Here is a 13,523-nt window from a genome sequence, read left to right on the forward strand (position 1 = left end):
GCTCCGCCCACCGACCCGTATGAGGAAGATCACTGACCGGCCGACGCCGGGAGCACCGCGGACACCTTGAAGCCGCCCGCGTCCGTCGGCCCGGACACGAACACGCCGCCGAGCGCGGTCACCCGCTCCTTCATGCCGACCAGGCCGTTGCCGCCGCTGGGCAGCAGCACCTCGGCCGGTCCCGCCTCCGGCGGCGGGCCGTTCTCGACCTGCATGGCGATCTCGGCGGCGCGGTGCGCGAGCCGCACATAGGTCTTCGCGCCCGCGGCGTGCTTGTGCACGTTGGTGAGGGCTTCCTGGACGACGCGGTACGCGGTCTCCTCCACGTCGGCCGCGTATCCCCGGGTGTCGCCCTCCACGGACAGGTCCACGGCCATGCCCGCGGCCCGCGACTGGTCCACGAGCTCGTCCAGCTCGGCAAGGCACGGGCCTTCGGGCAGGTCGGGGGCGGTGGGGCCGGCGGCGGGCTCGGCGCGGGGCGCCGCCCGGTCGGCGGCCTCGCCGACGGCGGCGAGGGGGACGGGAGCGGGCGCGGGGGCCGGTTTCGGCGGGGTGTCGCCGGCCCGCAGCACGCCGAGCATCTGGCGCAGCTCGGTCAGGGCCTGGCGGCCCATGTCGCCGACCAGGGCGGCGTTCTTCACGGCCTTCTCGGGGTCCTTGCGGGCGACGGCCTGCAGCGCCGCCGCGTGCACGACCATCAGGCTCACGCGGTGCGCGACCACGTCGTGCATGTCGCGGGCGATGCGGGTGCGCTCCTCGCCGCGGGCCCACTCCGCGCGCTCCTCGGCGCGCTCCGCGAGCAGTTGCAGCTCCCGCTCCAGGCTGTCGGCGCGCTCGCGCAGGGACTCCATGAGGCGGCGGCGCGCGCCCACGTACAGACCGAGGAGGACCGGCGGTGCGGTCACGCCGAGGGAGGTGCTGATGGCGATGAACGGTATGAAGCCCTCGCCGATGGTCAGGTCGCCGTTGGCCATGTCCTGGTTGGTGCGGACGAACGTGACGATCAGGGTGCCCGCGAGGGACATGCCGGCGAGGGCGCCGATGATGCGGCGCGGCAGCTCGGATGCGGCGAGGGTGTAGAGGCCGACGATGGCCATCAGGATGCCCATGCGGGCGGGCGTGATCGCGACGGAGATCAGCACGACCGCGATCGGCCAGCGGCGCCGCAGCACGAGGGCGGACCCGGCGAGCACCCCGAAGCCCACGCCGACCGCGACCGGGATGCCCGCGTCGTCGGCGAACTGCACGCCCTCGACACCGCACTCGGCCGCGGACGCGAGGCCGAGGCCCACGTCCAGGACGGCACTGCGCCGCCTCTCCCACCACCACGGCCCGGTCCTGGCCGCGGTGTCGCTTTCCCCCGTCGTGGTCATGCCTTCCAGCGTAAGGGCGTCGGCGTCGCGTTTTCCGGTGAGTTTCGGGCCCGGGGATGTCGGGTGGCGCGGGCAGACGGCGGGTGGCGCGGGGATGCACCGGCGTGCGCGCCGACTGGTGCACCGGGGGCATACCGCCGAGTAACCCTCGAACAGTTGAATCGACCAGCCATTCGACCCGGACGTCCGCATTCCGGACGAGGGTGGCCGGATGACCGAGATCACCGGCAAGTACGCCGACTTCGAGGAACTGCGGGAGCGGGCACTCGCCCTTCGGCGCGAGGGATGCAGCCTGCGCCAGATCCGCGACAAGCTGAAGGTCTTCAACAACGACCTCCTGCACCGACTGGTCCGGGGCGAGCCGCCGCCCGAGTGGACCAGACGCCCCAACGCCAAGGACGACCTGCGCGAGCAGGCGAGGCGACTGCGCCTCCAGGGCTGGACCTACGACCGCATCCAGGCGGAGCTGGGCTGCTCGAAGAGTTCGATCTCCCTGTGGGTGCGGGACCTGCCGAAGCCGGAGCCCCGCTACTCGCCCGAGGAGCAGCGTGCCCTGATGCGGGAAGGACTGCGAAAGTACCGCGGCGCTCGAGAGGAAAGGCGCGCAGAGCTGAAGGACGCGGCCCGCAGGGAGGTCGGCGAGCTGAGCGACCGGGAGCTCTTCCTCGTGGGCGTCGGGCTGTACTGGGCCGAGGGGCAGAAGAGCAAGCCGTACGCCCGACGCGAGAGCGTGCTCTTCGTCAACAGCGACCCTGACATGATCCGCGTCTACCTCGCCTGGCTCGACCTGCTGGGCGTCGCACCCGAACGCTTGCGGCACAGGTTGATGATCCACGAGACGGCCGACGTTGCCTCGGCGGAGCGATTCTGGGCCGATGTCGTGCGAGTCGACGTCACCACGTTCCAGCGGACCACGCTGAAGAAGCACAACCCCAAGACCGTCCGGAAGAACACAGGGGACGACTACCACGGTTGCCTCGTCGTCACTGTGCGCCAAGGGGCCGATCTGTACTGCCGTATTGAGGGGTGGTGGAAGGGCATCAGTGCCGACGCCGAGGAGCGACTCGGGTAAGGTCTGAGGCGCTGTCCCCCGTGGTGTAACTGGCAGCACACTGGCTTTTGGTGCCAGCAGGACAGGGTTCGAATCCTTGCGGGGGAGCCACCTCACACACATCCACGGTTCGGGTCCCGTCGCCACGGTCGGGACCCGCACTCATTTCCGCCCCACTACGCCCCGGTATCCTGCGGATGTCCACTCCCCAAGCATCCGAAGCCGAAGGGCACCCCTGTGAGCGCCAATCGCCCGGCAGCCGTCGTCGTCCTCGCAGCGGGTGAGGGCACCCGTATGAAGTCGGCCACGCCGAAGGTCCTGCACGAGATCTGCGGCCGTTCCCTCGTCGGGCACGTGCTCGCCGCCGCCCGTGAGCTGTCCCCCGAGCGCCTGGTCGCCGTCGTCGGACACGAGAGCGAGCGCGTGATCGCGCACCTGGCCGGGATCGACCCCGAGGTGCGCACCGCCTTCCAGGCCCAGCAGAACGGCACCGGCCACGCGGTGCGGATGGGCCTGGAGGAGTTGGGCGGCGGCCCCGACAGCATCGACGGCACGGTCGTCGTGGTCTGCGGCGACACCCCGCTGCTCACCGGCGCGACACTCACGAGCCTGGCCGCCACGCACGGTGCCGACGGCAACGCGGTGACCGTCCTGACCGCCGAGGTGCCCGACGCGACCGGGTACGGCCGCATCGTGCGCGACGGCGCGTCCGGCGCCGTGACGGCGATCGTCGAGCACAAGGACGCGACCGACGCGCAGCGCGCCATCCGCGAGATCAACTCGGGTGTCTTCGCCTTCGACGGGCAGCTCCTCGCGGACGCCCTCGGCAAGGTCCGCACCGACAACAGCCAGGGCGAGGAGTACCTGACGGACGTCCTCGGCATCCTGCGCGAGGCCGGGCACCGCGTCGGCGCCTGTGTCGCCGACGACCACCGCGAGATCGCGGGCATCAACAACCGCGTCCAACTCGCCGACGCCCGCCGGGTCCTGAACGACCGGCTGCTCACGGCGGCGATGCTCGCGGGCGTCACCGTCGTCGACCCGGCGTCGACGTGGATCGACGCGGGCGTCACCGTCGAGCGCGACGCCGTGGTGCACCCCGGCACCCAGCTCCAGGGCGCCACGCACCTGGGCGAGGGCTGCGAGGTCGGCCCCAACACCCGCCTGAAGGACACCACGGTGGGCGCGGGCGCCCGCGTCGACAACACCGTCGCGGACACCGCCGAGGTGGGCGAGCGGGCGAGCGTCGGCCCGTTCGCGTATCTGCGTCCCGGCACCCGGCTCGGCGTGAAGGCCAAGGCGGGTACGTACGTGGAGATGAAGAACGCCACGATCGGCGAGGGCACCAAGGTCCCGCACCTGAGCTACGTGGGCGACGCGACGATCGGCGAGTACTCCAACATCGGCGCCGCGAGCGTGTTCGTGAACTACGACGGTGAGGCCAAGCACCACACGACGGTGGGGTCGCACTGCAAGACGGGTTCGGACAACATGTTTGTGGCTCCTGTCACGATTGGCGACGGCGCCTACACCGCCGCGGGCTCCGTGATCACGAAGGACGTACCGGCCGGTTCGCTGGCCGTCGCCCGTGGCCAGCAACGGAATATCGAGGGCTGGGTGGCCCGCAAGCGTCCGGGAAGCGCGGCGGCGCGGGCCGCCGAGGCCGCCTCCCGGACCTCCGAGACCCCGGCCGGCGAAAGCTGACCGGAAACAGGTGCGCCTGACACCGCGTACCGTGATAGGTGCACAAAGCTGATAGGTGCACGAAATCGGCTGGTTGGCGCGAGGACACCTCGCGGCCAGGGAACACGTCTGAGGAGACTGTGCTGTGAGCGGGATCAAGACGACCGGCGAGAAGAAGATGATGTTCTTCTCCGGCCGCGCCCACCCCGAACTGGCCGAGGAGGTCGCGCATCAGCTGGGTATCGGCGTGGTGCCGACCAAGGCCTTCGACTTCGCCAACGGTGAGATCTATGTGCGCTACCAGGAGTCGGCGCGCGGCGCGGACTGCTTCCTGATCCAGAGCCACACGGCTCCGATCAACAAGTGGATCATGGAACAGCTGATCATGATCGATGCCCTCAAGCGCGCCTCCGCGCGGAGCATCACCGTGATCGTGCCGTTCTACGGCTACGCCCGCCAGGACAAGAAGCACCGCGGCCGCGAGCCCATCTCGGCCCGTCTGGTCGCGGACCTGCTTCAGGCCGCGGGCGCCGACCGGATCGTCTCGGTCGACCTGCACACCGACCAGATCGTCGGCTTCTTCGACGGCCCCGTCGACCACCTCTTCGCGCTGCCGATCCTCGCGGACTACGTGGGCGCCAAGGTCGACAAGGACAAGCTCACGGTCGTCTCCCCCGACGCTGGCCGCGTGCGCGTCGCCGACCGCTGGTGCGACCGCCTGGGCGCCCCCCTGGCGATCGTGCACAAGCGCCGCGACAAGGACGTGGCCAACCAGGTCACCGTGCACGAGGTCGTCGGCAACGTCGAGGGCCGCGTCTGCGTCCTGGTGGACGACATGATCGACACCGGTGGCACCATCTGCGCCGCCGCCGACGCGCTGTTCGCGCACGGCGCCGAGGACGTCATCGTGACGGCCACGCACGGCGTGCTCTCCGGCCCGGCCGCGGACCGCCTGAAGAACTCCAAGGTCAGCGAGTTCGTGTTCACCAACACGCTGCCCACGCCGAACGAGCTGGAGCTGGACAAGATCACGGTCCTCTCCATCGCCCCGACGATCGCCAACGCCGTCCGGGAGATCTTCGAGGACGGCTCCGTGACCAGCCTCTTCGAGGAGCAGAGCGGCCCCGCGTAAGCACCGCCCGCAAGATCCTTTTGGTGCGGCCTCCGTCGCCGAGTAGACTGTCGAAGTTGCTCGGCGAGGGAGGCCGCACTCGCGTTTTCACGAACGCACGGTGTGGCGGTCCGTTATCGACGCGCTCTTCGTAGCAGGCCAGTCGTGGCCGGGTGACCACATCAGTTCACCTTTTCTACGAGGAGTGCACCATGTCTGAGGTCAAGCTCAGCGCCGAGGTCCGTACCGAGTTCGGCAAGGGCGCCGCCCGCCGCATCCGCCGCGAGGACAAGGTCCCCGGCGTCCTGTACGGCCACGGCACCGACCCGGTCCACATCACCCTGCCCGGCCACGACCTGCTCCTGGCCCTGCGCACCTCCAACGTCCTGATCTCCCTGGACATCGAGGGCAAGTCCGAGCTGGCCATCCCGAAGGCGGTCCAGCGCGACGCCCTCCGCCAGGGCATCCTCAAGCACGTCGACCTGCTCCTCGTGAAGCGCGGCGAGAAGGTCAACGTCGAGGTCCCCGTCGTCGCCGAGGGCGAGCTGGCCCCGGGCGCCAACCTCCTGGAGCACGTCCTCAACGCGCTTCCGGTCGAGGCCGAGGCCACCCACATCCCCGAGTCCCTCAGCGTCTCCATCGCGGGCCTGGAGGCCGGTGCCTCCGTCCTCGCCAAGGACATCGCGCTGCCCTCGGGCGTCTCCCTGGCCGTCGAGGACGACACCGTCGTCCTGCAGGTCCTGGCCGCGCAGGCCGAGGAGGCCCCGGCCGAGGCCGCGGGCGACGAGGCCGCCGAGGCCTGATCCTCGATTCCGGCAGTACCGACCGCCGCTCAGCGCCCTGGCGCTGGGCGGCGGTTGCGCTATGAAGGTGCCATGAAGGAGACACACAGATGACGACGGACCCCAGCGCCCCCTGGCTGATCGTGGGTCTCGGCAACCCCGGCCCCGGCTACGCCATGAACCGCCACAACGTCGGCTTCATGGTCGCCGACCTGCTCGCCGACCGCATCGGCGGCAGCTTCAAGCGGGCCGCCAAGGCGCAGGCGCACGTCCTGGAGGGCCGGATCGGCCCGATGGGCCCCGGCAGCCGCCGGGTCGTCCTCGCCAAGCCCAGCTCGTACATGAACCTGTCGGGCGGCCCCGTCACCGCGCTGCGCGACTTCTACAAGGTCCCGACGGCGAACATCGTCGCCGTCCACGACGAGCTGGACATCGACCACGGCGTGCTGCGCCTGAAGCTGGGCGGCGGCGACAACGGCCACAACGGTCTGAAGTCGATGACGAAGGCGATGGGCGCCGACTACCACCGGGTCCGCTTCGGCATCGGCCGCCCGCCGGGCCGGATGCAGGTCGCCGACTTCGTCCTCAAGGACTTCTCCGCCGCCGAGCGCAAGGAGCTGGACTACTTCGTGGACCGGGCCGCGGACGCCGTGGAGTGCCTGGTGACCGAGGGCCTGGAGCGGGCGCAGAGCACGTACAACTCCTGACGTAGGGGACGTTCACGCCGTCGCCTGTTGACGCAGCGTGCCGGCCTCCCCAAGGATCGCCGCCATGCCCGCATACGTACTACGGGGCGCGGCAGGGATCGTCGCCGCCCTCATCCTGGCCGCCGGTGTCTGGGCGTCGTGGGGGACGGCGCGGCACGTGATGGTTCCTGACGACGGGCGGGAGCGGGGCATGCTGTCGCTCGCGCGCTGCGGCGGTGACGAGTGCACCGGTCCTTACGCCCCGGCGTCCGGCAGCGAGCCTCGGCAGCGCGTCGTCATCGACAAGTCGGTCGCGGCCAAGAAGGGCGAGCGCATCCCGGTCGTGGTCAAGCCCGGCTCCGACGAGGCCGTCCGCAGCGGCGGCCCCGGCTTCCTGCACGCCTGGCTGCCGCTGGGCGGCGCGCTGCTGCTCGCGGCGGTGGTGGTGGCCGGGGGGCTGCGGCTGAACAAGGTCGCGGCGATCCTCGCCCTCGCGGGCGGCATCCAGCTGACGGCGGCGTTCACGGCGCTCGCGCTCTGAGAGCCGGTCTTTGGACCCTCCGCGTCCGCCGGAACCTCCGGAACGGCCCTGGGGCCCCGCACCTGACGAAGGTGCGGGGCCCCAGGCCTGAAGCGTGCGGCCGGGTCAGCCGGTGTTGCGCAGCCCCGCCGCGACCCCGTTGACCGTGAGCAGGAGCGCCCGCGCGAGCAGCGGGTCGGCCTCGTCGCCCGCGGCCACCGCGTCCCGCTGCCGCTTGAGCAGCGCGACCTGGAGGTAGGAGATCGGGTCCAGGTAGGCGTCGCGGATCGAGAAGGTCTGCTGGAGCACCGGGTTGGAGTCGAGCAGGCGCTCGCCGCCGGTGACGCGCAGGACCTCGGCGACCGTGAGCGCGTGCTCGGCCTCGATGGTGTCGAAGACGTGCTTCAGGTCGTCGGGCACCAGCGAGTCCACGTAGTGCCGGGCGATGCGCAGGTCGGTCTTGGCGAGCGTCATCTCCACGTTGGAGACGAAGTTCCGGAAGAAGTGCCAGTGCTCGTGCATCTCGTCGAGGACCGTGTCGAGACCGGCCTCGCGCAGCGCCTTGAGGCCGGAGCCCACACCGAACCAGCCCGGCACGATCTGCCGCGACTGGGTCCAGCCGAACACCCACGGGATGGCGCGCAGGCCGTCGAGCGAGACGCCCGAGCCGGGGCGGCGCGAGGGCCGGGAGCCCAGGTGCAGGTCGGCGAGCTGGTCGACCGGCGTGGAGGCGAGGAAGTAGGTCGGCAGGTCCGGGTCCTCGACGAGCCTGCGGTACGCGGAGTGCGCGGCGTCGGACACGACGTCCATCGCGGCGTCCCAGCGGGCCAGGGCCTCGTCGGACTGGCGGGGCGCGGTGTGCAGCGCGGAGGCCTGGAGGGTGGCGGCGACCGTCAGTTCCAGGTTCTCCCGGGCAAGCGACGGCACCAGGTACTTGTCGGAGATGACCTCGCCCTGCTCGGTCACCTTGATCTCGCCCTCCAGGGTGCCCCAGGGCTGGGCGAGGATCGCGTCGTGCGAGGGGCCGCCGCCGCGGCCGACGGTGCCGCCGCGGCCGTGGAAGAGGCGCAGGCGCACGCCGTAGCGGTGGGCGACGTCGCGCAGGCGGCGCTGGGCGCGGTGGATCTCCCACTGCGAGGTGGTGATGCCGCCGAACTTGGAGGAGTCGGAGTAGCCGAGCATGACCTCCTGCACGTCCCCGCGGAGCGCGACCAGCCTCCGGTAGGACGGGTCGGCCAGCATCTCGTCCAGGATGACGTCGGCGGCGCGCAGCTCGTCGGTGGTCTCCAGGAGCGGCACGATGCCGATCTTCGCCCAGCCCGCGTGCAGGTCGATGAGCCCGGCCTCGCGGGCGAGGACGGCGGCGGCGAACACGTCGTCGGCGCCCTGGCACATGGAGATGATGTACGACTCGACGACCTCGGGCCCGAACACGTCCAGGGCCTTCTTGACCGTGCCGAACACGCCGAGCGTCTTCTCCCCGGCCGCGTCGAGCGGCGCCGGGGACGGCGCGAGCGGGCGGCGCGAGCGCAGCTCCTTGGCGAGCAGCTTCTGCCGGTACTCGCGCGGCATGTCGGCGTACCGCCAGGACTCCTCGCCGAGCCGGTCGAAGAGCTGGCCGAGGGCGTGGTGGTGGGCGTCGGCGTGCTCGCGCACGTCCATCGTGGCGAGCTGCAGACCGAAGGCGGCGAGCGTACGGATGGTGCGGTTCATGCGGCCGTCGGAGAACAGGCCGCCCTTGTGGGCGCGCAGCGACGTCTGGATGAGCGTGAGGTCGTGAAGGAGCTCGGCGGTGCCCAGGTAGTCGCGGCCCGGCTCGTGCGCGGTGCCCTTGGCCAGGCGCTGCTTGGTGTTCTCCAGCTTCTGCCGGACGCAGGTGGCCTTGAGCCGGTAGGGCTCCTCGGCGTTGAGGCGCTTGTAGCGGGGGCTGATCTCCGGCAGCCGCTCCAGGTCGCACTGGAGGGAGTCGAGCAGCTCCTCGGTGGCGCCGGTGTAGCGGATGGAGTTGGAGAGGAAGCCGCGCAGCTCGTCGATCAGCTCCAGGGCGTCGTTGATGCCGTGCTCGTGCTGGAGGATCAGGACCTCCCAGGTGACCTCGGGCGTCACGTTCGGGTTGCCGTCGCGGTCGCCGCCGATCCAGGTGCCGAAGGTCAGCGGGCGGGTCTCGCTCGGCAGCTGCACGCCGACGCGCTCCAGCTCCGCGGTCAGGTCCTCCAGGACGTCGCCGACGGCGCCCGCGTGCAGCTCGTCCAGGTAGTAGATGGCGTTGCGGGCCTCGTCGGCGGGCTCGGGACGGACCACGCGCAGCTCGTCGGTCTGCCAGACGAGGTCGATGTTCTCGGCCAGACGGGTGTCGTGGCGGCGCCGGTCGGACTCGATGACCGGGGTCTCCAGGAGCTCGGCGACCCGGCGCAGCTTGTTCAGGACGGAGCGGCGGGCGGCCTCCGTGGGGTGCGCGGTGAAGACCGGGCGCACGTTCAGGTGCTCGACGGTCTGGCGCAGGTGCTCGGGGTCGGCGTCCTTCAGGCGGTCCGCGGTGCGGGCGAGCAGGCCGCCCTCGGCGGCGCGGCGGGCCCGCAGCTCACGGCCGCGGTGCACCTGCTCGGTCACGTTCGCGAGGTGGAAGTAGGTGGAGAAGGCGCGCACCAGCTTCGCGGCGGTCTCCAGCTCGGTGCCGCCGAGGAGCTTGGCTGCGGCCTCGCCGTCCTCGCGGGTCAGGCGGCGGACCTTCTCCACCAGGTCCAGGAGCTCGGGGCCCTCCTGGCGTACGAGGGTCTCGCCGAGGAGGTCGCCGAGGCGACGGATGTCGGCGCGCAGCTCGCTGTTCGTCCCGGCCGAGGTGGACGTGGTGCTCGCGGTGGCCGTGGTAGCGGTCTGGTCGTCGGCACTGCTCACAGGTGCGGCTCCTTGCGGTGAAGCCCGCCGTTTCCGGGACGGAGAACGGGGGTGGGCACGTCTGGGAGGGGTCCCGGCCGTGGAACCGGGGGAGATACAGAGCGGACCGCGCTGTCCGACCGATCCAAGGATAGGTGTCGCCGGGTTGGGCGGACTCGCGGCCTCTTGCCGCGATCCCCCGCACTGCGATACTTACGAGGCCGTAACCTACGGTCCCGTAGCCACGCGTATGAGCGGGCCTTCCTTGGGCACCCGTCCGTCCGGTGCCTTCCCGCTCGACGCGCGTCGACACCTCCGGATCTCCCGAGCACCGCATCTCCCGCAGTCACCCTCGACCCCCCAGGGGAAGCCCCTATGACCACGAGCCCCGACGTCATCGAAGAATCAAAGGGGGCGCCGGCGGGCGCCCCGCTCCCGTCCGCGACCCTCGGCGGTGAACAGAAGCGCTCCGTGGAGCAGCTCGCGCTGCTCCTCTTCATCACCGTCCCGTTCCTCGCCCTGCTGGCGGCGGTGCCGCTGGCCTGGGGCTGGGGGGTGAGCTGGCTGGACCTCGGCCTCCTTGTGTTCATGTACTACCTGGGCTGCCACGGCATCACCATCGGCTTCCACCGCTACTTCACGCACGGCTCCTTCAAGGCCAAGCGCCCGCTGCGGATCGCGCTCGCGGTGGCCGGGTCGATGGCGGTGGAGGGCCCCCTCGTCCGCTGGGTGGCCGACCACCGCAAGCACCACAAGTTCTCCGACGCCGAGGGCGACCCGCACTCGCCGTGGCGCTTCGGCGAGACGGTCCCCGCCCTGATGAAGGGCCTGTGGTGGGCGCACATCGGGTGGCTGTTCGACGAGGAGCAGACGCCGCAGGAGAAGTACGCGCCCGACCTGATCAAGGACCCGGCGATCCGGGCCGTCTCGCGCCAGTTCGTCCTGTGGACCGTGGTGTCGCTCGCGCTGCCGCCGGTGGTGGGCGGCCTGGTCACGATGTCCTGGTGGGGCGCGTTCACAGCCTTCTTCTGGGGCTCACTCGTCCGGGTGGCGCTCCTCCACCACGTGACGTGGTCGATCAACTCGATCTGCCACGCCGTGGGCAAGCGCCCCTTCAAGTCCCGCGACCGCTCCGGCAACGTGTGGTGGCTCGCGGTCCTGTCCTGCGGCGAGTCCTGGCACAACCTGCACCACGCCGACCCGACGAGCGCCCGCCACGGTGTGATGCGCGGCCAGCTCGACTCGTCCGCGCGGCTCATCCGCTGGTTCGAACAGCTCGGTTGGGCGTACGACGTGCGCTGGCCCACGAAGTCCCGGATCGACGCCCGCCGCAAGGGGCCCGACGGCGCGGGCGGGACCGGTGCGATTCCCGCCCCTGGCAAGCCCCAGGCCGTAGACGCGGCATGATGGACCACGTGGCGACCGACGCAAGGAATCCGAGCACGACGCGCTCCGACCGGGCCCCGCAGGGCTCCGCGAGTTCGAACAACGACAAGCCCCGGCGGGCCCGCCGGACCCGGATGACCGGCGCCGAGCGCCGTGAGCAGCTGCTGGACATCGGCCGCACCCTGTTCGCCGCCAAGGGCTTCGAGGGCACGTCGGTCGAGGAGATCGCGGCGAAGGCCGGTGTCTCCAAGCCCGTCGTGTACGAACACTTCGGCGGCAAGGAGGGTCTGTACGCGGTCGTGGTGGACCGCGAGATGCGCCAGCTCCTCGGCATGGTCACCGGCTCCCTCACCGCCGGGCACCCCCGCGAGCTCTGCGAGCAGGCAGCCTTCGCCCTCCTCGACTACATCGAGGAGTACACGGACGGCTTCCGCATCCTGGTCCGCGACTCCCCCATCCCCCAGTCCACCGGCTCCTTCGCCTCCCTGATCTCCGACATCGCCACGCAGGTCGAGGACATCCTCGGCCAGGAGTTCAAGACCCGCGGCTTCGACCCCAAGCTCGCCCCCCTGTACGCCCAGGCCCTCGTCGGCAGCGTCGCCCTCACGGGCCAGTGGTGGCTGGACGTCCGCAAGCCCAAGAAGGCCGAAGTCGCCGCCCACCTCGTCAACCTCGCCTGGCACGGCCTGGACGGCCTGGAGCCGAAGCCGCGCCTGATAGGCCATCGCAAGTCCTGACGGCCCCGCCCTGCAAAGGCGGGGCCGTCACCCCCGGGTGACGGCTCGGGCCGCGCCGTCGGGCTCCAGGAACTCCAGGCGGTTGCCTACCGGGTCCTCGGAGTAGAAGCGCCGGTGGCCGGGGAGGTGGTCGTCCCAGGTGACCTGGGCGCCGAGGGCGGTGAGCCGGGCGGCGTAGGCCTCGATGCCGGTGACGAGGAGGCCGGGGTGCGCCTTGCGGGCGGGGCGGAAGCCGGGCTCGACACCGAGGTGCAGCCGGACGGCGCCCGCCTGGAACCAGCAGCCCCCGCGCCCCGCGAGCACCGGCGGCTTCGGCACCTCGGTCATGCCGAGCACGTCCGCGTAGTACGCCCGCAGCAGATCCTCGCTGCCGGGCGGGGCGGCGAGCTGTACGTGGTCGACGGCGGCGAGCATCAGAGCGCACCGCCCTTGCGGGCCACCGCGAAGAGCCGCCGGAAGGGGAACACGGTCCCGTGCGCCCCGGCCGGGTAGGCCGCGCGCAGCAGATCGCGGTACTCGCCGAGGAAGGCGTCCCTGGCCTCCGGGTCGTCGGCGAGCGCGGTGAGGACGGGGCGGAGCCCGGTGCCCTTGACCCAGTCGAGGACGGGATCGTCCCCACCGAGCAGCTGCTGGTACGTGCTCTCCCAGACGTCGGCCTCGCACCCGAGCCCGGCAAGCACCTCCAGGTAGGCGCCGGGCTCCAGGACGGCGTCGGCGTGCCGCAGCACCCCGCCGAGCCGCTCCCGCCAGCGCCCGCTCGCGCAGAGCTCCCGCATCAGGGTGTGGCTGGGCGCCTGGAAGTTGGCGGGCATCTGGACGGCGAGCACCCCGCCGGGTCGCAGGGCCGCCACCCAGTCGGGGAAGCGCTCGGTGTGCCCGGGCACCCACTGGAGGGTGGCGTTGGAGAGGATCAGGTCGTACGTCCCCGGGGCGGGCGCCCACGCCCCGGCGTCGGCGGCCTCGAACTCCAGGCGGCCACCGCCCGCCGTGGGCCCGGCGAGGGCCGCCGCCTGCTCGAGCATGTGCGGGGAGTTGTCGTAGCCGGTGATGTGCGCGTCGGGCCAGCGCTCGGCGAGCAGGACGGTGACGTTGCCGGGACCGCAGCCGAGGTCGGCGATACGGGGCGGCCGGCCGTCGTCGGCGGGGAGCCGGGGCACCCGGCCGAGGAGGTCGAGGAAGGGCCGGGCGCGGTGCCCGGAGTGGCGCAGGTACTGGTCCGGGTCCCAGGTGGGCGACGCGGTGGGCGGCATGGGAGTGCTCCTCTGCGACGGAGACGACGGAGGCGGCCGAGACGGCAGATACGACGGAGGCGACGACGGC

12 protein-coding genes and 1 tRNA gene are annotated in these 13,523 nt (G+C 71.6%); 9 read left to right on the plus strand and 4 right to left on the minus strand.

Annotated features, from left to right (window positions below):
- Positions 1-29 precede the first annotated feature (29 nt).
- On the minus strand, positions 30-1,373 hold the full coding sequence (locus tag AB6L24_RS20850; RefSeq protein ID WP_341949470.1) for a histidine kinase: 1,344 nt from the start codon (positions 1,371-1,373) through the stop codon (positions 30-32).
- Positions 1,374-1,584: 211 nt separating this feature from the next.
- On the opposite strand from AB6L24_RS20850, the gene AB6L24_RS20855 reads away from it, so the two are divergent.
- The 7 genes from AB6L24_RS20855 to AB6L24_RS20885 all read left to right on the plus strand — a co-directional run bounded on the left by AB6L24_RS20855 (position 1,585) and on the right by AB6L24_RS20885 (position 7,227).
- Positions 1,585-2,445 (plus strand): hypothetical protein, encoded by an 861-nt coding sequence (locus AB6L24_RS20855; RefSeq protein WP_405657382.1) that lies wholly within the window; start codon positions 1,585-1,587, stop codon positions 2,443-2,445.
- A 14-nt stretch (positions 2,446-2,459) separates the two neighbouring features.
- Positions 2,460-2,535: transfer RNA gene (locus AB6L24_RS20860), tRNA-Gln, on the plus strand.
- A gap of 126 nt (positions 2,536-2,661) precedes the next feature.
- Positions 2,662-4,128, plus strand: coding sequence for a bifunctional UDP-N-acetylglucosamine diphosphorylase/glucosamine-1-phosphate N-acetyltransferase GlmU (gene glmU / locus AB6L24_RS20865; protein ID WP_405657383.1), 1,467 nt, complete (start codon positions 2,662-2,664; stop codon positions 4,126-4,128).
- A gap of 124 nt (positions 4,129-4,252) precedes the next feature.
- Positions 4,253-5,239 carry a ribose-phosphate diphosphokinase gene (locus AB6L24_RS20870; RefSeq protein ID WP_380845403.1) on the plus strand — a complete coding sequence of 329 codons (987 nt, stop codon included), beginning with the start codon at positions 4,253-4,255 and terminating at the stop codon, positions 5,237-5,239.
- 191 nt (positions 5,240-5,430) lie between these two features.
- Positions 5,431-6,021, plus strand: a complete 591-nt coding sequence (locus AB6L24_RS20875; protein WP_030360639.1) for a 50S ribosomal protein L25/general stress protein Ctc — start codon at positions 5,431-5,433, stop codon at positions 6,019-6,021.
- An 89-nt stretch (positions 6,022-6,110) separates the two neighbouring features.
- Positions 6,111-6,707, plus strand: coding sequence for an aminoacyl-tRNA hydrolase (gene pth / locus AB6L24_RS20880; protein ID WP_405657385.1), 597 nt, complete (start codon positions 6,111-6,113; stop codon positions 6,705-6,707).
- Positions 6,708-6,771: 64 nt separating this feature from the next.
- Positions 6,772-7,227 carry a hypothetical protein gene (locus AB6L24_RS20885; protein ID WP_405657387.1) on the plus strand — a complete coding sequence of 152 codons (456 nt, stop codon included), beginning with the start codon at positions 6,772-6,774 and terminating at the stop codon, positions 7,225-7,227.
- Between the two features lie 105 nt (positions 7,228-7,332).
- Here AB6L24_RS20885 and ppc read toward each other — a convergent pair whose 3' ends face one another.
- Entirely contained in the window at positions 7,333-10,101 is a 2,769-nt protein-coding gene (gene ppc, locus AB6L24_RS20890; RefSeq protein WP_405657389.1) for a phosphoenolpyruvate carboxylase, read from the minus strand.
- Positions 10,102-10,455: 354 nt separating this feature from the next.
- Here ppc and AB6L24_RS20895 point away from each other — a divergent pair, with 354 nt between their 5' ends.
- Together AB6L24_RS20895 and AB6L24_RS20900 are read left to right on the plus strand one after the other, a co-directional pair.
- Entirely contained in the window at positions 10,456-11,487 is a 1,032-nt protein-coding gene (locus AB6L24_RS20895; protein ID WP_405657391.1) for an acyl-CoA desaturase, read from the plus strand.
- Positions 11,484-12,203: a TetR/AcrR family transcriptional regulator gene (locus AB6L24_RS20900; RefSeq protein WP_405657393.1), complete on the plus strand. Its 720-nt coding sequence runs from the start codon at positions 11,484-11,486 to the stop codon at positions 12,201-12,203. The genes AB6L24_RS20895 and AB6L24_RS20900 overlap by 4 nt, the downstream gene beginning before the upstream one ends.
- 27 nt (positions 12,204-12,230) lie before the next feature.
- Here AB6L24_RS20900 and AB6L24_RS20905 read toward each other — a convergent pair whose 3' ends face one another.
- Entirely contained in the window at positions 12,231-12,617 is a 387-nt protein-coding gene (locus tag AB6L24_RS20905) for a VOC family protein (protein WP_405657395.1), read from the minus strand.
- Entirely contained in the window at positions 12,617-13,453 is an 837-nt protein-coding gene (locus AB6L24_RS20910) for a trans-aconitate 2-methyltransferase (RefSeq protein ID WP_405657396.1), read from the minus strand. Before AB6L24_RS20910 ends, AB6L24_RS20905 begins: the two co-directional genes overlap by 1 nt.
- Between the last annotated feature and the right edge of the window lie 70 nt (positions 13,454-13,523).

It is taken from the genome of Streptomyces sp. RK9 (assembly GCF_045070545.1).
GTDB lineage: Bacteria > Actinomycetota > Actinomycetes > Streptomycetales > Streptomycetaceae > Streptomyces > Streptomyces alboflavus.

Excerpts from the sequence above, each read along its gene's own strand:
- AB6L24_RS20850 (WP_341949470.1), bottom strand. The coding sequence starts at position 1,373 with ATGACCACGACGGGGGAAAGCGACACCGCGGCCAGGACCGGGCCGTGG.
- AB6L24_RS20855 (WP_405657382.1), top strand. The coding sequence starts at position 1,585 with ATGACCGAGATCACCGGCAAGTACGCCGACTTCGAGGAACTGCGGGAG.
- AB6L24_RS20900 (WP_405657393.1), top strand. The coding sequence starts at position 11,484 with ATGATGGACCACGTGGCGACCGACGCAAGGAATCCGAGCACGACGCGC.
- pth (WP_405657385.1), top strand. The coding sequence starts at position 6,111 with ATGACGACGGACCCCAGCGCCCCCTGGCTGATCGTGGGTCTCGGCAAC.
- AB6L24_RS20895 (WP_405657391.1), top strand. The coding sequence starts at position 10,456 with ATGACCACGAGCCCCGACGTCATCGAAGAATCAAAGGGGGCGCCGGCG.
- AB6L24_RS20885 (WP_405657387.1), top strand. The coding sequence starts at position 6,772 with ATGCCCGCATACGTACTACGGGGCGCGGCAGGGATCGTCGCCGCCCTC.
- AB6L24_RS20875 (WP_030360639.1), top strand. The coding sequence starts at position 5,431 with ATGTCTGAGGTCAAGCTCAGCGCCGAGGTCCGTACCGAGTTCGGCAAG.
- AB6L24_RS20905 (WP_405657395.1), bottom strand. The coding sequence starts at position 12,617 with ATGCTCGCCGCCGTCGACCACGTACAGCTCGCCGCCCCGCCCGGCAGC.
- AB6L24_RS20910 (WP_405657396.1), bottom strand. The coding sequence starts at position 13,453 with ATGCCGCCCACCGCGTCGCCCACCTGGGACCCGGACCAGTACCTGCGC.